General features: G+C 73.9%; 14 protein-coding genes. 8 read left to right on the top strand and 6 right to left on the bottom strand.

Annotated features, from left to right (window positions below; genetic code table 11):
* The first annotated feature begins 73 nt into the window (after positions 1–73).
* Both Sco07f_RS20340 and Sco07f_RS20335 read left to right on the top strand, forming a co-directional pair.
* Positions 74–1,000: a metallophosphoesterase family protein gene (locus Sco07f_RS20340; RefSeq protein ID WP_108988678.1), complete on the top strand. Its 927-nt coding sequence runs from the start codon at positions 74–76 to the stop codon at positions 998–1,000.
* Positions 997–1,677, top strand: a complete 681-nt coding sequence (locus tag Sco07f_RS20335) for a 4'-phosphopantetheinyl transferase family protein (RefSeq protein WP_108988852.1) — start codon at positions 997–999, stop codon at positions 1,675–1,677. Before Sco07f_RS20340 ends, Sco07f_RS20335 begins: the two co-directional genes overlap by 4 nt.
* Before the next feature lie 27 nt (positions 1,678–1,704).
* Here Sco07f_RS20335 and Sco07f_RS20330 read toward each other — a convergent pair whose 3' ends face one another.
* Both Sco07f_RS20330 and Sco07f_RS20325 read right to left on the bottom strand, forming a co-directional pair.
* Positions 1,705–1,944, bottom strand: a complete 240-nt coding sequence (locus Sco07f_RS20330) for a hypothetical protein (RefSeq protein WP_108988677.1) — start codon at positions 1,942–1,944, stop codon at positions 1,705–1,707.
* Between the two features lie 156 nt (positions 1,945–2,100).
* Positions 2,101–2,754: a helix-turn-helix domain-containing protein gene (locus Sco07f_RS20325; protein ID WP_007387293.1), complete on the bottom strand. Its 654-nt coding sequence runs from the start codon at positions 2,752–2,754 to the stop codon at positions 2,101–2,103.
* A 232-nt stretch (positions 2,755–2,986) separates the two neighbouring features.
* Here Sco07f_RS20325 and Sco07f_RS20320 point away from each other — a divergent pair, with 232 nt between their 5' ends.
* From Sco07f_RS20320 to Sco07f_RS20310, 3 genes are all read left to right on the top strand, one after another.
* The gene (locus Sco07f_RS20320; RefSeq protein ID WP_164139865.1) at positions 2,987–3,646 is read left to right on the top strand and encodes an MmyB family transcriptional regulator; all 660 of its coding nucleotides are present in this window, start codon (positions 2,987–2,989) and stop codon (positions 3,644–3,646) included.
* A gap of 284 nt (positions 3,647–3,930) precedes the next feature.
* Positions 3,931–4,824: a DUF4132 domain-containing protein gene (locus tag Sco07f_RS20315; RefSeq protein ID WP_108988676.1), complete on the top strand. Its 894-nt coding sequence runs from the start codon at positions 3,931–3,933 to the stop codon at positions 4,822–4,824.
* A gap of 40 nt (positions 4,825–4,864) precedes the next feature.
* Positions 4,865–9,931 (top strand): DNA-binding protein, encoded by a 5,067-nt coding sequence (locus tag Sco07f_RS20310; RefSeq protein WP_108988675.1) that lies wholly within the window; start codon positions 4,865–4,867, stop codon positions 9,929–9,931.
* Between the two features lie 89 nt (positions 9,932–10,020).
* Here the strand turns inward: Sco07f_RS20310 and Sco07f_RS20305 are convergent, their stop codons facing one another.
* Positions 10,021–11,322, bottom strand: coding sequence for an MFS transporter (locus Sco07f_RS20305; protein WP_042822628.1), 1,302 nt, complete (start codon positions 11,320–11,322; stop codon positions 10,021–10,023).
* A 171-nt stretch (positions 11,323–11,493) separates the two neighbouring features.
* Between Sco07f_RS20305 and Sco07f_RS20300 the strand changes: the two genes are divergently transcribed.
* Positions 11,494–13,557, top strand: coding sequence for a phosphocholine-specific phospholipase C (locus Sco07f_RS20300; protein WP_108988674.1), 2,064 nt, complete (start codon positions 11,494–11,496; stop codon positions 13,555–13,557).
* A 68-nt stretch (positions 13,558–13,625) separates the two neighbouring features.
* Here Sco07f_RS20300 and Sco07f_RS20295 read toward each other — a convergent pair whose 3' ends face one another.
* Positions 13,626–14,591: a DMT family protein gene (locus Sco07f_RS20295; RefSeq protein ID WP_108988673.1), complete on the bottom strand. Its 966-nt coding sequence runs from the start codon at positions 14,589–14,591 to the stop codon at positions 13,626–13,628.
* A complete protein-coding gene (locus Sco07f_RS20290; RefSeq protein ID WP_108988672.1) occupies positions 14,588–15,403 on the bottom strand; it encodes a phosphatase PAP2 family protein in 816 nt (271 codons plus the stop codon). The genes Sco07f_RS20295 and Sco07f_RS20290 overlap by 4 nt, the downstream gene beginning before the upstream one ends.
* Before the next feature lie 174 nt (positions 15,404–15,577).
* Between Sco07f_RS20290 and Sco07f_RS20285 the strand changes: the two genes are divergently transcribed.
* The gene (locus Sco07f_RS20285; RefSeq protein WP_007387310.1) at positions 15,578–16,192 is read left to right on the top strand and encodes a TetR/AcrR family transcriptional regulator; all 615 of its coding nucleotides are present in this window, start codon (positions 15,578–15,580) and stop codon (positions 16,190–16,192) included.
* Positions 16,193–16,372: 180 nt separating this feature from the next.
* On the opposite strand, the gene Sco07f_RS20280 is transcribed toward Sco07f_RS20285, so the two are convergent.
* The gene (locus tag Sco07f_RS20280; protein WP_108988671.1) at positions 16,373–17,425 is read right to left on the bottom strand and encodes a DUF2510 domain-containing protein; all 1,053 of its coding nucleotides are present in this window, start codon (positions 17,423–17,425) and stop codon (positions 16,373–16,375) included.
* 262 nt (positions 17,426–17,687) lie between these two features.
* Between Sco07f_RS20280 and Sco07f_RS20275 the strand changes: the two genes are divergently transcribed.
* Entirely contained in the window at positions 17,688–20,363 is a 2,676-nt protein-coding gene (locus Sco07f_RS20275; protein WP_108988670.1) for an ATP-binding protein, read from the top strand.
* The last annotated feature ends 3 nt before the right edge of the window (positions 20,364–20,366 follow it).

Below are 20,366 nucleotides of genomic sequence, written 5' to 3'. Positions count from 1 at the left end.
CCGGGTCGCCTTGTGACCGGGGCGGCGAATGTGGTCTCGTGGCGTCGAACGCGTGTCGGGGAAGGGGTGGGGGATGACATCGAGGGCCGGAGCTCCGGGGACGCTGTGGGCCATCAGTGACCTGCACATCGGTTACGAGGAGAACCGGGCCCTGGTGGAGCGGATGCACCCCGCGTCCGGTGACGACTGGCTCCTGGTGGCCGGTGACGTGGCGGAGACCGTCGCCGACGTCCGCTGGGCGCTCGGGACCCTCGCGGACCGCTTCCGCCGGGTCGTCTGGGTGCCGGGCAACCACGAACTGTGGACGCACCCCAAGGACCCGGTCGCCCTGCGCGGCGTCGCCCGCTACGAACACCTCGTCGAGATGTGCCGCGAGCTGGGCGTGACCACCCCCGAGGACCCCTACCCCGTCTGGGAGGGCGCGGGCGGCCCGGCGGTCGTCGCGCCGCTCTTCCTCCTGTACGACTACTCGTTCCTGCCCCCGGGATGCGCGACCAAGGCCGAGGGCCTGGAGTACGCCCACGGCACCGGCATCGTGTGCACCGACGAGTACCTGCTGCATCCCGACCCGTATCCCAGCCGCGAGGCCTGGTGCCGGGCACGGGTCGCCGAGACCGGGCGCAGGCTCGCGGAGATCCCCGCGGACCTGCCGGTGATCCCGGTCAACCACTATCCGCTGCACCGGCACCCCACCGACGTCCTGTGGTACCCCGAGTTCGCTATGTGGTGCGGCACCTCGCTGACCGCGGACTGGCACCGCAGGTTCCGGGTCGACACCATGGTCTACGGGCATCTGCACATCCCGCGTACCACCTGGCACGAGGGGGTCCGCTTCGAGGAGGTGTCGGTGGGCTACCCGCGCGAGTGGCGCAAGCGGTCCGGGCCGCCCGGACGGCTGCGCCCCATCCTGCCGACGACGACGGCGGCGGCGACGACGGCGACGGCGGCGAAGTCGGCTTCGGCGCCCGTGGCACCGTCGGGTCCGGAGGTGACGAGGTGATCGAGGAACTGCTGCCCGACACCGTCGTCGCGGTCGAGGCGTGCGGCCACGACGACGCCGGACACCTGCCCCTCTACCCGGAGGAGGAGGCGATCGTCGCCCGGGCGGTCGCCAAGCGGCGCCGGGAGTTCACCGTCGTGCGGTCCTGCGCCCGCCGGGCCATGGAGAAACTCGGCGTGCCCCCGCAGCCGGTGCCCACCGGTGAGCGCGGCGCCCCGCGCTGGCCGGCCGGCCTCGCCGGCAGCATGACCCACTGCGACGGCTACTGCGCCGCCGCCCTTGTCCGCCTGACCGACCTGGCCTCGCTCGGCATCGACGCCGAACCCGACGGGCCGCTCCCGGACGGTGTCCTGGAGTCCGTCGCCCTGCCCGCCGAGGCGGCCCGTCTGCGGCGACTCGACGAGGCGCGGCCCGGCATCCACTGGGAGCGGCTGCTGTTCAGCGCCAAGGAGTCGGTCTACAAGGCGTGGTACCCCCTCACCGGGCGGTGGCTGGACTTCACGGAGGCGGACATCGAGATCGCCGTCGACCCGGCCGACCCGCGCCGCGGCACCCTGCATGCCGTACTGCTGGTGCCGGGACCGACCGTCGGCGGCAGGCGTCTGAGCCACTTCGACGGCCGCTGGACCGCACGCGACGGCCTGCTCGCCACGGCGATCACGGTCCCGCACACCTGAACGGCGGCCAGGAAGCCCCCGGCGCGGTCAGGCGGGGGGCGGGCACCAGTCCCGCAGCAGCCGGAAGAACGCCTCCTCGTTCCCGGTCAGTCCCGCCGCCTCGAGAGCCTGCTCGGCCTCCGCCAGCACGGAGGGCGGGACGACGGGCGGCCGGGCAGCGACGCCGGGCGCCGCCCCGGAGTCGAGACCGGCCCGCACGGTGTGCAGGAGCCGCAGGTAGGCCTGAACGGCGGTGCGTTCGTGGTCGGTCAGTACGGCGGTGGTCATCGGTCGGCTCTCCCCACAACGACGTCAGCGGTCACGCGCCCCCACACGGCGGCACCCTCCCAGCTTGCCGCCCACCACTGACAATCCCCTCCAGCCGCGCCTGGATCCCGGCGCCGCCCGCACCGATCGGGCCATCGGCCCGGCCGTGCGACAGACCTACGACTCGGGTCGCTTCACGCTCTCCAGGAGCATGTCCAGCCACTCGGCGACCTTGTCGCGGTGCTGGTCGGTGGGCAGTTGCGCGGCCCGCCAGGCGATGCCGCGCACGGCGTGGTCCTGAAGCAGCCGCTCGAGCGGGTCGTCGTCGGCGGCGGCCTCCCTTTCCCGGTCGGCGAGTTGCTGGAGCAGCTCCTGCTCGGTGCGCTGGAGGGCACCCGAAAGCGCCTCGGGGTCCTCGGCGGTGAGGAACCCGGCGTGCACCCGGAAGAAGCGCTGAATGGCGTCGCAGTGCTCCATCGTGGGGCGCCGGTCGCCGTTGATGAGCGCGCCGGCCTGCTGCCGCGACATCCCCGCGCCGTCGGCTATCTCCTGCTGGGTGTACTTGCGGCCGTTCGGTTTCAGCCGGGTGTGGCGCAGCAGGTCAAGGCGCTGCACGAACCTGGTCTGGACGTCGGGCTCGCCCGCCGGCCGGCCGCCGAGCAGGGCGCCGACGACCGGCTCGGGAACGCCGCAGGCGGCGGAGAGCCGGCCGACGTCGAACACCTCGGTGTGCGGCACGCCGAGCCGGTCCGCGAGTGCGCCGACCCGGGCGACGACGGCGGTCAGCGTGGTGATCGGCATGGTGCCCGGACCTTCGAAGCCACCCGTCACCGACAGCTCTCCTACGTCTCTCACAGGCCTCACAGGCTTCTCACAAGCAGTTGCCGTGAACTTCCCGGAGAGTAGCCTGCCGCTCGAACTCACATCCAGGTATCGCCACAACTGTGGCCTATTTCAGCCGTCAACAGGCACGAAATGCCACGATAGTTGACACGCCCGGCGTCGGGGCGCCAGGATGCGGACGCCGCGAGAAGGCCGCATAGGCAAGAGGGGTGACCTCCCGATGGCATTTCAGGCAGGAGGGCAGCGGTCGGCGCCGCGGCCCGCCCCCGCGACCCCCGAGGCCCAGGCGTATCTCCAGGACTACGCCGTGCTCCTGGACGCCGTCCCCTTCCCCTCTCTCGTCGTCGACCACCGCTGGGACGTGGTGCTCGCCAACGGCGCCTTCCGGACACTCTTCCAGGGTGCGGGACCGCATCCGACGGCCATGCCGGACGACAACTTCCTGCGGTTCGTCCTCTTCCACCCGGACGCCTCCACGGTCCTCGGCGAGCACGAGTCGAGCTGGTGCCTGCCCATGCTGGCCCACTTCGCCGCCACCCTGGAGCGGTACGGCCACGACCCGGGCCTACAGGCCGTGCGCCGGGACATCGCCCAGGACCCGATCATGGAGGCCGCCTACCGCCAGGGCCTGCCGCACTGGATCCGCGCCGTCGGCGCCCGTGCCGTGGAACACGACGGTGCCGTACGGCCGTTGCACCACCCCGACCCGCGCCGGGGCACCACCGAGTGCCGGGTCGTGGTCGAAACCCCCAGGGCGCTCGAGGAGTCGGGTTACACCCGGCTGACACTGGTCCTGCGGGAGCCGCGCCGCACCGCCCACCGGCCGCCGCGTGCCCGCCGCGCCTCCTCCCACCTGAGGGTCGTCCCCGCCGGCGAGTGACCGGGGGTCACAGGCACCGCCCGCGCGGATCCGCGCGCCCACCGCTGCCCCCGGAGCCCGGCGCATCGACGGCCGGGCCGGAACGGGCCGGAGTACGACCGCTGCCGGGCCCGGCCGAGAGGCGCCGCCGCCCCATCCGGCGCGAAAGGCACCGCGCCGGTCGGCACCCGGCACTGTCGGTGGCTGCCCCTAGTCTTTGGCCAACGCACAGCAGAGCGTGTCGATTCAGGGCCGTTCCGCATGCTGTGCCGTGGTTCCTAGTGGTGGGGAGAGGCGAAGAGCTGATGGGTTGGCTGGCAGCGGGCGACACGTACGAAGTCGCTCTGGTGGAGGGCCGGGTGGTGGCGCGGTCCACATCGGCGAAGTCCCGGACCAAGTCCCCGGCGAAGCCCTCGGGGAAGGTGGAGCGGACCCTGCCCGCGGAGATACGGGACCGCCCCGAGGTGCTCGAACTCCAGCGCTTCGCCGAGTGGCTGGACCGGCACGCCGTCGAGTGCGCCGCCCAGGTCGACCACTGGATGGTGTCGTCGCTGCCGGTGCCGACCGGGCTGCTCGCCCGGGTCTGGCCCGACGAGGCGTGGCAGGCGGCGCTGCGCGACATCGTCGTGGTCGGAGCGGGCCCCGACGAGGTCGGCTTCCTGCGCGACGCCGACGAGACGGACGGACTGAAGGTGGTGAACCTGGACGGCGAGACCGTCCGCCTGGCCGCCCCCACGGTGACCATGCCCCACCCCGTGCTCCTCCCCGGCCTGGAGGAACTGCGCGCCCTCGCCGCCGAGTCGGGCGTGAAGCAGGGGGTCGAACAGATCCACCGCGCCACCTGGCTGAAGCCCGCCGGCGCCGACGGCCGCGCCCGGTCGGTCACCGAGTTCGCGGGGGCCGAGTACCGCTCGTGGTTCCACCTCTCCGCCCGGGCCACCTCCCTCGGCTACCGGATCTCCCGCAGCAGCGTCGTCGACGTCGTCCGGGACGCCGGACGCATCGTGACCGCCTCCGTCGGCATGAGCGACCCCTACACCGAGGAGAAGGCGTGGACCGGCAGCCTGACCTGGCACCACGAGGACGATCACCACAGCCTCCCGCTGAGCGAGGTCGGTCCCGTCGCCTGGTCCGAGGGCATGCGCATGGCCGCGGCCCTGCACGCCGGCCGCACCGTCCCCACGGACGACGCCCGGTGAACGCCCCGCCCGTACGCACACCCACGAAAGGCACGCGATCATGAGCGACGGCAGGTCCCGGGACGGGACGACGGCAGAGGTGGAGGAGCTGCTGCGGGCCGGTGCGGTACTGCCGCCGGGCACCACCGGGGGAGGCGACCGCGCCGTGCCCGTGTACACCCGGGCCTACCGGCACCCGGGCCTGGACGGCCGGATCGTCGTACGCCTGACGCCCGCGGACCCCTTCGCCGGGGGATCGGAGGCCGGGCAGCCCGCCGGGGACGACGACGGCGGCTTCCTCGGACTGCGGCCCGATGGTGAGCCGGCCGAGGTCGGTGTCGGTCAGCACCGGGCCATGGGCTTCCCCGAGTGGGTGCTGGTCCGCCACCCCTCCGACGGCCATCTCGCGATGTCCCTGGTCGAGGAGATGAACAAGGTCGCGCGGACGGTCCGCTCCCGGGCGAAGCGGGCCCGCGCCACCTACGAGTCGATCGGCGAGCGCCTCGCGGGCTCCGTGCCGCACTTCCTGCCCACCTTCTACGAGGAGGCCGGCCGGGTGTTCCTGGCCGCCGGCGAGAAGGCGTACGCCGCCCAGATGTTCGTCAACGCGCGCAAGGCCGAGACGGCCCACGCCCTGCCGTTCGACGAGGCCCGCATGGACGGCGTGTTCCTGGAGTTCGCCCTCGCCGACGCCATGCCGACCAAGGTGCTCTCCAGCTACGCCAAGGGCCTGTCGTCCCGGGTGCCGGCCGCCACCGCCTTCCGGCACCTGCGCGCGCTCTTCGTCCGGCTCGCCGCGCACGGTGTGGCCCCGTCGAGCCCCGGCGCGGGCGACCTGCGCAGGCTGGCGAAGGCCGTCGCGGGCAAGAACGCGCTCGCCGAGGAGATGGCCTATCTGCGCGAGGTGCTGCCGCTGCCCGGCACCCTCAAGGCACCGCCCGGCTGGTGGAAGGCGCACCGGACCGCCCTGCTGGCACTCACCCGGCGGGAACCCGCCGTCCGCGGCACCCTGCTGGGGCTGCTGCCCACCGAGTGGGAGCGGGACGAACTGGCCCAGTGGCTGGCCCTGCTGGAGGACTCCGGGGCCACCGCCGGGCTGTGCGACGACACGCTGCCCGCCGAGGTCCGTTCCCCCGACGGGACGGTCGGATGGGCGCGCAGGTTCTTCGAGCTGTGCGGGACCGACGGGCATCTCGCCGCCCCGCCGGAGCTGTACCCCCTCGTCGACCGGATGGCCGGCGTACTGCGCTCCGAACTCCTGGCCCGGCAGGACGCCTTGCGGCCCCCGGTCGGTGACGTGAACCTGCTCGACCAGCTGCTGGCCCTGGACATACCGGTGACCGACCCCGGCGACGGCGTGCGGCTGGCCCTGAACACCTGGGGGGCCTGCGCGTACCGGCGGGACCTCCTCGCACTGGCCAACGACGCCCGGTTCCACGCGGCGTTCCGGCACGGCTGCCCCGACAGCCGCTGGGGCAACAGCGAGGAGACCGTCGTCAACCTGGCCAGGTCCGCCGGCGGCCGGCTGATGCTCGCCCCCTGGGTGGTGGAGCACAGCCGGAAGTACCTCACCAGCGAACTGCCCGAGTTCACCACCTACTCCGGCGCCCTGCACACGCTGTCCTGGCTGCCGGGAGAGGCGCTGGCCGTCGCCGCCGACGAGGTGCGGCAGGCCCTGGCCACCGGCGTCGCCCCCGCGCTGGCCCGCACCCTGCGCACCGGCGTCCTCGACGAACTGGGCTGGCCCGCCTGGGACGAGGCCCTGCGGGCCGCCGCCTCGCGGGAGAAGAACCGGGGCATCAGGGTCATCGACGGCTGGCCGTACCTCATCGTCATGTCGGGCGAGGAGGTACGGGTGATCGGGGCGGAGGGCACGGTCCTCACCTGCGAGCCGCGACTGCCGGACGGCAGCACCCGGCTCTGGTCGTACACCTGCCAGTACGTCGACGGCGCGCTCTTCGTCTGGTGGTACTCGTACGCCGAGTCCACCGCCCAGGGGTACTGGCACGACGCCACCGACGCGCCGCACATGACGGTCGAGGGCGACATCCACACCTGGTGGCCGAGCGAGACGGACGGGAGCGGAGGAGTCGACGGAGGCATGGCCCCCGCCTCCCTGCTCCTGCCCGGAGGCGGCCGGGCCACCGGATGCGGCGTGCTGCGCCGCGGGGACGCCGTCGTCCCGGGCCGGGAACGGGTGATCGGAGACGGCACGTCGTACTGGGTGTGGGCCGAGGAGGACGGTGCGAACGGCCGGTACACCTGGCACGCGTACGACCCGTTCGACGACACGACGGGCGGGCCCGCGGCTCCGGAGTGGATCGACGGCGCCCTGCGCGCCGCTCCGGAGGGCAGCACCCTGCGCCACGCCTGGCTGCTGCCCGACCCCACCGCCGCACCGGGCCCGATGTCCGCGCCGGTGGACGGGGTGCTCGGCTGGCGGGTCCTGGAGCTCCCCGACGGCTCGCGCCGGGGCGAGGACCTGGCCGGACGCTCGGTCGTCGTGCCGCCCGAGGTGGACGGGGACCCGGAGCACGCGCTGGTGTTCCCCGGCACCGACCGGCCGGTGGCCGTGGTCCACAGGTACCAGACGGTCCAACTGCGCGACGCCGACGGCTCCCTGGTCGGCGAGAGCGCGCACGGCTACAAGGCCGGCCCCTTCACCGCCGGTACGGCCCTGCTTCCGCACCTGCGCTACTGGCACCACCTCCGGCCGCGCGACCCGCAGGGGTCGGCCGCACTCCGCCGGATCGGCGAGGACACCGCGGCGGCACTCCTGGCGGGGGCCGTGGCGACACCGGTCGCCGAGAAGGACGACCAGCCGGGGAAGGAGCGGGCGGAGGCGGAAGCCCGGAACGTGGTGACCGGCCTGGTCCGCACCCTCCTGCCGGAGATCGGCCACGAGGCGCTGCGCGCGGGCGTCACCGGGGTGGTGCGGTACGCCGCCGAGCAGCAGCGCACCCTGGACGCGGCACTGTCCCGGCTCGACTCGGCCGTCGCCGGAGTCGTCCCGCAGGAGCCGCGGCTCAAGGTGGGGGACGAACTGCTCGAGGCGGCGGTCAACGGCGTGGGACTGACCGGTCGCGGCTGGCGCTCCCGCTACTGGCGCAGTGACCACCACCTCTACAACCTGCCGCGGCTGCTCGGCCGGTCGGGGCGGGAGACGGCCGAGCCGGTCCCCCCGGGCCGGACCCACCTCGAACTGGCCGAGCAGGAGCCGCTGGAGAAGATCGACGCCCTGGCCCTGCCCGAGCTGCCCGCCATCGTGGCCCTGCGGGCCGGTTCGGCGCCCACCCCGGAAGAACACCGGCAGGCGCTGGACGCCTACCTCGCGGAATTCGACGCCCAGGGACTCACGGAACCGGACCCCGCCCACTGGCGCCGCGTTCGGCTGCGGCTGGACGAGAGCCTGTTCGAGGGGCCCGGCGCCATCCGGGGCTACCGGGTCGAGACCGTGCTGGACCTCGACGGCGGCGCGTTCCTGCTCTTCCCCCACGGCGCGTTCGACTTCCTCGGTGCGTGGGACTCCGAGGACGACACGGCGGGCAGGCGCTACGGAGCGGTCTTCCACGATCCGTCCGGCCGGTTCGAAGTACCCGCGCCGTACACGCTGATCGCCCAGGGACCGTTCGTGCCGGCACCGACGCGGGCGCCCGGCTGGGCGGCGGCGTTCCGCGCCCGACTGGCCGAGCGCGGCCCGGCACCCTGGTTCCCGGCGGCCGCCGAGGAGTTCGCGCGACTCACCGGAGTCACGCCGACCGCGGCCCGGCTGGTGGTCGCGGGCCTGCCCAGGATCGACGACCAGCGCGAACCGGTGCCCTCCGCGACGCTGAAGGCGATCGGAGTGAAGTCGGCCGACGCGCGCGTGGCCAAGGACGAACTGCGGAGTCTGGACGGGGGAGCCCGGCAGGCCGTCGTGGCGGCGCTGCTCCCCGACGACCCGTCCCGGCTGTGGACGGACGGCCCCGACGCGGCCCGCGCGGCCGAGGTCTGGAACGAGCGGCTGGGCCGGCGCACACCCCTCCCGGAGGAGGTGCTCCACGAAGCGGCCCGTACCGTGGTGTCCCAGGGATGGGCACCCGGCGCGGCGCTGCGGGGTTTCGTCGACAGAGCCACGGAGCCCCGCCTGACCCGCGACCTGACCTGGCAGTTCGGCACGTACCGTCTCGAATCCGCCGAGCGGACGCCCGGCTTCGACAACAGTGTGCTCAAGAGCGCGGTGGCACTGGCCGCGTGGCTCGCCCACCGGCTCCCGTCGGGCGACCCGATCCGCGCCGCACTGCCCGGGGTACTGAGCGCGCTGCGCGAGCGGCTGGCCCACCCCGGACTGTTGCTCGCTCTCGACCGGACGGTCGACCCGGAGGCGCTCGGACGGGCCGCCGGAGCCCCGACGCAGACCGGTGACGGCTTCGAGCGCTACGGCGCGGTGGTGCTGGGCACCACGACCTCCGAACCCGTCGCCGCCCTCCGGCCGGCGTTGCTGGACGCGGCCGGCCACGACCCCCACCTGACGGCCCTGTTCGGCGAAGAGCGGCCGAACGCCCAGGAGAGGGCGCTGCGCCTGGTCCACGACCGGCCGTTCGCCGAACTGCTCGCCGACCCCGGGAACCCGATCGGGGGCGAGCGTGACGCCGACGGGCTGTGGTGGCCCCAGGACCCGGCCCGCTCCGTGCCCGACCTGGTCGGCGAGGCCGCCAAGAGGTACGGGCTCGGCGAGGACGCCGCCGTCCTCTACCTGATGCTGCTCGCCATGCCGGACCCCACCGACCGCAACACAGCGCGCTGGACCGGCTGGGGCGGACAGCGCGGCGGCACCGCCCGGCTGCGGGCCGCCCGCGCCGAACTCGCCGCCACCGACCTCGTGGTCGAGGGCAGCCGCCCCAAGGCCGGCCGCACGCTGTTCCTGCCCGGCGGCTGGACCCAGCCGCCGAACCCGCACCTCCCGCTGGAACGGTGGAAGCTGCCGCTCTACGACCTGCTGGACGGCGAGGCGCCCGTTCTGGGCGTCGTCGTGCCCACCCGGCCCGCCGCCGCGCTCTACCGGGAGGCCTGGCAGCGCGTCCAGGACGGTCACGGTCCGCGCCTGGAGGAACTGGAGGTGCCGCGACCGCGCAAGCGCCGCCGCTGACGTCCACGCGCAACGCGGACGAGGGACGGCCGCCGCCCGCGGCCGTCCCGGACGTCGCGTCCTCCGAGCCGTCCGGGACGCCGTCCCCCTCAGCGCTCCAGTTCCTTGTGCGCCGTCTCCGGCAGCCGTAGGTACACCAGCGAGGACAGCAGGCACAGCACGGCGACGTACCAGGGGAAGAGCCCGGAATGCCCCAGGTCCTTGAAGAGCGTGCCCACGTACGGCGCCGTGCCGCCGAACAGCGCCACCGTGAGCGAGTAGGGGAAGCCGATCCCGGCCGCCCGCACCCGGGGCGGGAAGACCTCGGCGTTCACGGCGGCGCTGATGGAGGTGAAGCCGGTCAGCAGCACCATCCCGGCGCACTGCACGAGCAGCAGCACGACGAAGGAGTCGCGCAGGGAGTGCAGCAGCGGCACGCTCAGCAGCGCGAACCCCACGCCGAAGAAGAGCAGCAGGGGGCGGCGCCCGAACCGGTCGGAGAGCAGGCCGCCGAGCGGCTGGAGCAGCCCGAAGAAGGCCAGCGAGATCGTCCCCGCGAGCAGCGCGTCCGACTTGGCGACGCCCGCGTTGAGTTCGGCGTACGTCGGCAGGTAGGACGTCCAGGTGTAGTAGGCGATCGTGCCGCCCGCCGTGATGCCGCAGATCAGCAGGGACTCGCGCGGATGGCGGCGCAGCGCCTCGAACAGGGCCGGGCGCGGCGCCCGTTGCTGCTCGGCGCTGCGGGTCTCCTGGGCGCCCTGCCGGATCCAGAAGCCGACCAGGCTGAGTACGGCGCCGAAGACGAAGGGGATCCGCCACCCCCAGCCGTTCATCCGGTCCTCGCTCAGCGTGTCCACCAGCAGCGTGGCGAGCCCCGAGGCCACCAGCTGCCCCGCGGTGGTCGAGACGTACTGGAAGCTGGAGAAGAGGCCGCGCCGCCCCGGCCCCGCCGACTCCACCAGGAAGGTCGTCGACGCCGCGAACTCGCCGCCCACCGAAAGACCCTGGAGCAGCCGCGCCACGACCAGCACCACCGGGGCCAGCACACCGGCCGCCCCGTAGGTCGGGGTCAGTCCGACCAGCAGACTGCTGCCGCCCATCAGCAGAATGGTGACGGTCAGCGCGGCGCGCCGCCCCCGCCGGTCCGCGATCGCGCCCATCAGCAGCCCGCCGACGGGCCGCATGAAGAAGCCCACCGCGAACACGGCGAACGTCGACAGCAGCGGCACCAGCGAGTTGTCCGCGCTCTTCGGGAAGACCTGGTCCGCGATGTAGGTGGCCAAAAAGGTGTAGGCGTACCAGTCGTACCACTCCACGGCGTTGCCCACCGAGGCGGCGAGGAGCTGGCGTACGGGCCGTCGGGCCGTGGTCGCCGGTGCTTCCGTGTCCATGCCTGTCATGATCGCGACCATCCCCGTGCGGCGGGCCCGGCACACCTCACGTACCGGTGACTTTCACACGAGAGCCACCGGACCCTTCCCTGACGTTTGCTGCTCCTGGAACACTCCTTTCGCGCGCATTCCGTCATCACCCGGCACCGTCCGGCCGGCTGAACCCCCCCAAGGCGAGAGGTCCCTCACCCCATGGCCGAAGTGAACCGGCGCAGATTCCTCCAACTCGCGGGCGCCACAACGGCGTTCAGCGCCCTCTCCGCGAGCATCGACCGGGCGGCGGCGCTCCCGGCGAACCACCGCTCGGGGTCGATCGAGGACGTCGAGCACATCGTCGTGCTGATGCAGGAGAACCGTTCGTTCGACCACTACTTCGGCAGCCTGCGCGGTGTCCGCGGCTTCGGCGACCCGCACCCGGTGGCACTGGACGGCGGCAGGTCGGTGTGGCACCAGCGCAAGGGCGACGGCACGGAGGTGCTGCCCTTCCGTCCGGAGGCCGACGACCTCGGCATGCAGTTCCTCGAAGGGCTCCCGCACGGCTGGTCCGACGGACAGGACGCGTACCACAACGCCAAGTACGACCGCTGGCTGCCCGCCAAGGGCACCACCACCATGGCGTACCTGACCCGCGAGGACATTCCCTTCCACTACGCCCTCGCCGACACCTTCACCGTCTGCGACGCCTACCACTGCTCCTTCATCGGCTCCACCGACCCCAACCGCTACTACCTGTGGTCGGGACACACCGGCAACGACGGCCGGGGCGGCGGCCCGGTCCTCGGCAACGACGAACTCGGCTACGACTGGACGACGTATCCCGAGCGCCTCGAGGCGGCCGGGATCTCCTGGAGGATCTACCAGGACGTCGGCGACGGCCTCGACGCGGCCGGCCACTGGGGCTGGATCGACGACGCCTACCGCGGCAACTACGGCGACAACTCCCTGCTGTACTTCAACAAGTACCGGAACGCACAGCCCGGCGACCCCCTGTACGACAAGGCCCGCACCGGCACCGACGCCAGGAGCGGCGAGGGCTACTTCGACCGGCTGCGCGCCGACGTCGCGGCGGACCGGCTGCCGAAGATCTCCTGGATAGCCTCCCCGGAGGCGTTCTCCGAGCACTCCAACTGGCCCTCGAACTACGGTGCCTGGTACATCTCCCAGGTCCTGGACGCACTCACCTCCAACCCGGCGGTGTGGGCGAAGACGGCCCTGTTCATCACGTACGACGAGAACGACGGCTTCTTCGACCACGTGGTGCCGCCGCTGCCGCCGAAGTCCGCCGCACAGGGCCGGTCCACCGTCGACGTCTCCCTGGACGTCTTCGAGGGCAGCGCCACCCACCGAGAGGGCTTCTACGGGCTGGGCCCGCGCGTGCCCATGCTGGTCGTCTCGCCGTGGAGCAAGGGCGGCTTCGTCTGCTCCGAGACCTTCGACCACACCTCGGTGATCCGTTTCATGGAGCGCCGCTTCGGCGTCCGCGAACCGAACATCTCACCCTGGCGCCGCGCCGTCTGCGGCGACCTGACCTCCGCCTTCGACTTCTCCCGCAAGGACAGCCGCCCGGCCCGCCTGCCGGACACCGACGCCTACGAACCGCCGGACCGCGAACGCCACCCGGACTACCGTCCGACGCCGCCCGCGGAGCCCGGCATGCCCCGGCAGGAACGAGGGGCGCGTCCCTCCCGCCCGCTGCGGTACGACCCGCACGTGGACGGTGCCGTGGACACGGCGGCCGGGAAGTTCACGCTGGCCTTCGCCTCCGGGGCCCGGGCCGGCGCCGCCTTCCTCGTCACCTCGGGCAACCGCACCGACGGCCCCTGGACGTACACCACCGAGGCCGGCAAGGACATCGCGGACACCTGGAACTCGGCGTACTCCGCCGGCTCCTACGACCTGACCGTGCACGGACCGGCCGGCTTCCTGCGGGTCTTCCGGGGCCCGAACGAGCCCGCCGGTCCCGCGGGGCCCGAGGTCACCGCGCGGCACCGCGGCGACGACCTCCGGCTCACCCTCACCAACAGCGGAACCGGCACGGTCCGGCTCCGGATCGCCAACGCCTACGACGGACGCTCCCGGACCCTTGCCGTCCGCCCCGGCGCCACCGTGCACCACACCGTCGACCTCACGCGCAGCCGGCGCTGGTACGACGTGACGGTGACCTCCGAGGCCGAACCCGCCTTCCTGCGGCGCTTCGCCGGGCACGTGGAGAACGGCCGTCCGGGCGTCAGCGACCCGGCGATCGTCACGGACTGAGGGCGAGGGCGAGGGCGCTGAGGCCCTGAGGCCCTGAGGCCCTGAGACCCGGGGGCCCGGGTCGGGAGTCAGAGCCGGGTGAGGTGGTCCGGTCCCGGCTGCCGGGGCACCAGCCCGGGCCGCGCCGCACCGGGTCCCGCGGGCTCCGGTTCCGGACCCGGACCCGCGGGCACCGGACCCGGACCCGCGAGCGCCGGTGCGGCGGTCCCGGTCCGGCCCGGGGTCGCCCGGCTGAGCTGGAGCACCCCCCAGGCGGCCAACGTCGCACCCGTCAGCGCGAGGAGCACACCGCCCGCGCCGCCCCTGAGCCGCTCCCCGAGCAGGGACAGCCCGATCACGGCGGCGGCCACCGGATTGGCCAGCGTCACCACCGCCAGCGGGGCACCCAGACCGCCCCGGTACGCCGTCTGGGACAGGAGCAGTCCGCCCGCGGCGAAGGCGGCCACCAGCAGGGCCACGCCGACCACCTGGACGCTCAGCAGCGGGCCCGACCGGTCGGTGACGGCCACCGTCACGGTCTGGGTGAGCGCCGAGGCGACACCGGAGGCGATGCCGGACGCCGTCGCGTGCCGCAGTCCGGGCCGGGCGCCGGGCCGGGACAGCACGCCGATCAGCGCCGCCGTCGCGCCGGACACGGTCAGCGCCTCCGGCACGCTCAGCACGTCGTCCGGCGCGGGCCCGGACGCGGTGAGCAGCAGCGCGCCGAGCCCCAGCAGCGTCAGCCCGGTGCCCCGCCACTCCACCGCGCTCACCCTCCGGCCCGCCAGCCGCGCCCCCAGGGGCACCGCCGCGACCAGAGTGAGGGCGCCGAGCGGCTGGACCACGGTGAGGGGGCCGTACTTGAGCGCCACGACGTGCAGCAGCGCGGCCGAGGCGTTGAGCGCGACCGCCCACCACCAGGCGCTCGAGGCCAGCATCCGCAGCGCACCGGCGCCCGCGGCACGCGAGGCCAGCCGCTCCTGGGCGACGGCCGCGGCGGCGTAGGCGCAGGCGGAGACCAGGGACAGCAGTACGGCGACCAGGGCGGCGTTCATCGGCCCGCCCCGACCAGCTCGGGCCGCTCGGCCGGCGACCGGCGCCGGACCTCGGGCCGCCGGTGGGGCAGGGCGCACCGCGGACGCCGAGGCGACCGCGGCAGCCGCAGCACCGCCAGCGCGAGGCCGAGCAGGGCCGCGGCCACGACGACGTCGAGCCAGTAGTGGTTCGCGGTGCCCACGATCACCAGCAGCGTCACCAGCGGATGCAGCAGCCACAGCAGGCGCCACCGCGTGCGCGTCGCGACGATCAGGCCGATCGCCAGCATCAGGGCCCAGCCGAAGTGCAGCGAGGGCATCGCCGCGAACTGGTTCGACAACGAGTCCGTGCGCGGCGGGCCGTACACCGAAGGCCCGAAGACGTGGGCCGTGTCGATCAGGCCGGCGGCGCCCAGCATGCGCGGCGGGGCGAGCGGAAACAGGAGGTGCAGCACGAGTGCGGCGCCGGTCACGGCGGCCAGGACACGGCGGGCCCAGACGTAGTGCGCCGGCCGGCGCAGGTAGAGCCAGACCAGGAAGGCCAGGGTGGCCGGGAAGTGGACGACGGCGTAGTACGTGTTCGCCACGTGGACCAGCGTGTCGCCGTGCAGGAGCAGGGACTGCACCGCGCCCTCGTCGGGCAGCCGGAGCATCCGCTCCCAGTCCCACACGTGGTGTGCGTTGCGGAACGCCTCGGCGGTGTGTCCCGTCGCCAGTTGGCGGCCGAACTTGTACACGAGGAAGAGCCCGGCCACGAGCAGCAGCTCGCGGACGAGTGGTGGGCGCGCGGGCGCGTCCGGCCCCGCTGGTGCAGGCTCGCTGCGGGCGTTCATCCCCCGGCCCCTTCGCTGACGGTTGGTGCGTGTGGCTCGTCGGAGAAGGGCCGTGTGACGGTTCTCATCGATACGACCCCGTTCCGATACGCCAGTGTACCGATACGGTGGTGTACCGGTACACTGGCGTATCGATAGACATAGGACACACCGGAGAGAGAAGGAGCAGGGCCGATGACGTCGCAGGACGCGGACCGACCGGAAACGGTCGGCACCTCGCGCCGCTCCAAGATCACGCCGGAGCGTGAGCAGGAGTTCTACGACGCCGTGCTCGACCAGCTCCGCTCCTGCGGCTACGACGCCGTGACCATGGAGGGCATCGCCGCCAGCACCCGGTGCAGCAAGTCCACGCTCTACCGGCAGTGGAAGACCAAGCCGCAGTTCGTGGCGGCGGCGCTGCGCTCCAACAGCCGGGTGCGCTTCGCCGACATCGACACCGGGTCGCTCGCCGAGGACCTGCGCCGGGCGGCCGCCGCCGCGGGCGAGGGGGCGGGCAAGGACACCGGGCTGCTCCAGGCGCTCGGCCACGCGGTCATGGAGGACCCGGAGCTGAAGTGCGCGCTGCGCGAGGCGCTCGTCGAGCCGGAGATCGCCGCGCTCCGGGCGATCCTCGCGCGCGGCGTGGCGCGGGGCGAGGTTCCGGCCGGCCATCCCGCGCTGGAGTACGTGCCCGCGCAGCTCTTCGGCATGCTGCGGATGCGCCCCGTCCTGGAGGGCGAGCAGGCCGACGCGGCGTACCTCGTCCGGTTCGTGGAGGCCGTCGTGCTGCCGGCCCTCGGCCTCCCCTGAAGACCCAGGTCGCCGTCCACGGGATGACTGGACGGTGGCCTGCCCGCGCCGCACCGTGGGGACGGGGGCGGCGCGCACCCCCGGCCGGGTGGTGCGCCCTCTGAGCGGAAGGGCGCCCCACCCGGCCGACCGTTTTCCGGCCCGCCCCTCTGGACGGGGCTGAGGGCCGGGGCCGACGCGTCAGACGTCCTGGCCGCTGCCGCCCCCGCCGCCGGAGGTGTCCGCCTCGATGCCCTTGGTTATCTCGTCGATGACCGTCTGCTTCTGGTCGACGTCGACACCGAAACGGACGAGGACGATCTGCGAGGGCCGGGCGGGCGAGGGGAACGCCAGCGACTCGACGAAACCGTCGGAGCCCTTGGCGGTGACCACCTTCCAGCGGACCAGGTAGCCCTTCTGCCCGGCAACCGTGACCGCCTTGGAGGCCAGCACGTCGTGCGAGGTGATCTTGCCGTAGGAGTCCTGGCCGTAGGACTGCTCGGCGTTCGCCGCGATGTCGGCCTTCGCGACCTCCTCGGCGGTGTCGCCCTCGGACTGGAGCAGCCTCGCCGGAGCCGAGTAGGCGCCGCCCTTGGTGCAGGACTTGGAGGTGTCGCCGGGGCACTTGTAGGCGTCGTCCGACGTGATCTGCGCGCCGATCTCCAGCTCCTGCCCGTACCAGCCGTCCGGAATGGGCAGGCTGATCCCGCTGAGCGGGTCCGTCACCGAGCCGCTGTCCACCTCGGGCGGCTCCGAGGAGTCCGGGGACCCGGGCGAGGGCAACGGGCCGTCCTCGCCGCCGTCCTGGTCGTCCTTGCCGCCGCCCGAGTCGCCGAAGGGGTCGTTCCGGTCGCCGGGACCCGACCGGTCCTGCTGCGAGCCCGCCGCGCTGTTGCCGCCCGAACCGTCGTCGGTCAGCGCGTACACGCCGACCCCGATACCGGCCAGCACCGCCACGGCCGCCGCGACGGCTATGCCGGCCCGCAGGCGCCGCCGTCGCGCCGACGGCGGCGGCTGGACCGGAAAGCCCGCATAGCCCGGGTGCACGGGATACGGACCGGGTACGGCGCCGACCACCGGTGGCTGCACCGGCGGATGTCCCGGCGGCTGCGCGGGCGGGGCCCAGGCGGCGGCCGCTCCCGCCGGGCGCACCTCGCCGGTCCACGCCGTGCCGTCCCACCAGCGTTCGGTGGCGGGACCGTCATTCTTCTGTCCGGGGTCCGGGTACCACCCGGGAGGAGTCGCCTGCGTCATGTGCACACCGTATGAGGCGTCGGTGAAAGCCGGATGAGAGGCCCGGCCGTAGCACCGGACCGGCCGGTACGGCACCCCGGACCGCGAGAGGTTGACGGGCGCCCGGACGCACCGCCGCTGATGACGGGCCCGGCACGTCGTTCACGCTTTACCGCATGTCACCCGTCACGGCAACTGGTCGGCGGAGCGCCCACCACTTGCGCGATCGGAGGGCTAGGCTCAGGCTCTGTACGTCATTCGGGCGACTCGGGGAGGTAGCGGGATGACGGAGGTACGGCGGACGGGCGCCGCCTCGGCCTCCCTCTGGGAGCGGGACGAGGAGGTCGCGACCATCACGCGCGCGGTCGACACCCTGTGCGCGGACCGCTCGTCCCCCGGCACCCTGCTGGAGGCCCGCGGCGAGGCCGGGGTCGGCAAGACGGCACTGCTCGCCGAGACCCGCCGCATCGCCGAGGCCCGGGGCTGCACCGTCTGGTCGGCACGCGGCGGCGAGACCCTCAGGTCGGTCCCCTTCAACGTGGTGCGCCAACTCCTCCAACCCGCCCTGGTCTCCATGCTCCCCGAGGAGGCCCGCGAGTACCTCGGCGACTGGTACGACATCGCCGGCCCCGCCCTCGGCATAGCGGACCCCGGCGAGCGGCAGGCCGACCCGCAGGGCGTGTGCGACGGCCTCGTCGCCGCCGTGCGCCGGCTCGCGCGCCGGGAGTGGCCGCTGGTGCTGATGATCGACGACGCGCACTGGGCCGACCAGGAGACCCTGCGCTGGCTCGCCGCCCTCGCCGAACGGCTCGACGAGACCTCCGTCCTGGTCGTGATCGCCCGCCGCCCCGGCGACGTCAGCGGTGACAACGCCCGCCACCTGGAGGCGGCCGGCGCCATGGGCCGGCCCCTCGGCCCGCTGAACGCCCTCACCCCCGACGCGACGGCCGGACTCACCCGCGCCACGCTGGGCGCACACGCCGAGGCCTCGTTCTGCCGCGAGGTGTGGGCCGTCACCGGCGGCAACCCGTACGAGACCGTCGAACTCCTCGCCAAGGTCCAGGACAGCGAACTGCAGCCCGTCGAGGCGGAGGCCGCCGAACTGCGTGACCTGAACCGCTCGGCCCGCGGCGGCGGTCTCGTCGCGCGCCTGGAGCAACTCGGCGTGGACTCCACCCGGTTCGCCTGGGCGGCCGCCATCCTCGGCGGCGGCATCACCGTCGACATGGTGGCCAGGCTCGCCACCCTCGACCGCGCCGACGCCGCCCGCTGCGCCGAACGGCTCCGGGGCGCCCGGATCCTGTCCGTTCCGGACTCCGCCGGGAAACCGGGCGCGGACGACCTGGAGTTCGTCCACCCGCTGATCGCCACCGCCGTCTACAACTCCATCCCCGACGCCCTGCGCACCGCGATGCACGGCATAGCGGCCCAGCTCGTCACCGACTCCGGACTCGGTGCCGCGGCCGCCTCCCGGCATCTGCTCAAGGTGCACCCCGACGACGACCAGGAGGTCGTGTTCCAGCTGCGCGAGGCCGCCCGCGAGCACCTCGCCGTCGGCGCTCCCGACGCGGCCCGCCTCTGTCTCGAACGAGCCCTGCGGGAACCGCCGTTGCCCGAGTCCCACGCACGCGTGCTGTTCGAACTGGGCTGCGCCACGCTCCTCACCGCGCCCGCCACCACCATCGGCCACCTGCGCACCGCGCTCGCCATGCCCGGGCTGGACGGCGAACAGCGCGTGGACGCCGTCTTCCGGCTCTCCCAGGCCCTGCTCCACAACGACCAGCTGGAGGAGGCCGTCCGCACCGTCGAGGCGGAGGCCGCCCGCAACCCCGACCCCTCCGCGCGCCTGCGGCTCCAGGCGGCCCAGTACATGTGGGAGGGCATCCACGCGGGCGAGACCTCCTCGCCCCACCGCTCCGCCCGCCTGGCCGAACTGGCCGCCACCTGCACCGGCCGCGACAACGCCGAGCGCGCTCTGCTCATCCTGCGCGGCTTCGACGCCATGACCCACGGCGAGAGCGCCGAAGAGGTCGTCGAACTGTGCGACCGCGCCCTCGTCAACGGCCGCCTCGCCCCCGGACTCGGCTGGACCGACACCGAGTGGGGCCTGGAACTGCCCATGATGCTGGCCAGTTCCTACGCCTACGCCGACCGGCTGGACCGCGCCGAGGCACTGTTCACCGAGGCCCTGCGCGCCTACGAGAGCGCCGGCTGGAGCGGTGGCCACCTCGCCCTCGCGCACGCCTACGTCGGCCTCGGCCACCGCAGGAGGGGCCGCCTCAGGGAGGCCGAGGAATCCCTGCGCGAGTCCCTGCGCATCGCCGAACGCGTGGGCCGCGGGCTGCCGCTGTACTGGTCGGCGACCTGCAACCTGGTCGACACCCTGCTCGCCCGCGGCCATGTCGAGGAGGCCCGGACCGTCGCCGACCAGTACGGCTTCGCACCGCCGTACCCGTCGACGATCGTGCTGCCCGACCCGCGCCCGGTCCGCGGGCGCCTGCTGCTCGCCACCGGCCGCACCGAAGAGGGCGTCAACGAACTGGAGGCCGCCGAGAAGGCGGCGTCCGCCCGCGGCCGGCACAACCCGGTGGTAGTCCCCTGGGCGACCGAACTGGCCCGGGCACTGGCCGGCGAGGACCCCGGCCGCGCCGCCCGGCTGGCCGCCGACGCCCGCCGCCAGGCCGAGCGCTTCGGCACGGACACGGCGATAGGAGAGGCCCTGCGCTGCGCCGCCGCGCTCGAGACCGGTCAGCGCGCGGTCCGGCTCGCCGCCCAGGCCGTCACCTACCTGGAGGCATCGCCCCGCCAGTACGAACACGCCGCCGCCCGCGTGGAGTACGGCATCGCGGCCCGCTCGTCGGCCGAGCTGGAGCGGGGCCTGGCGCTGGCCGACTCGTGCGGCGCCGACGGACTCGTGGCCCGCGCCCGCGAGGCCCTCGCGGTGGGACTCGCGGGCTGAAGC

Source organism: Streptomyces coelicoflavus, assembly GCF_003112555.1.
Classification (GTDB): domain Bacteria; phylum Actinomycetota; class Actinomycetes; order Streptomycetales; family Streptomycetaceae; genus Streptomyces; species Streptomyces coelicoflavus.
This window is presented reverse-complemented; position numbering and strand designations above follow the sequence as displayed.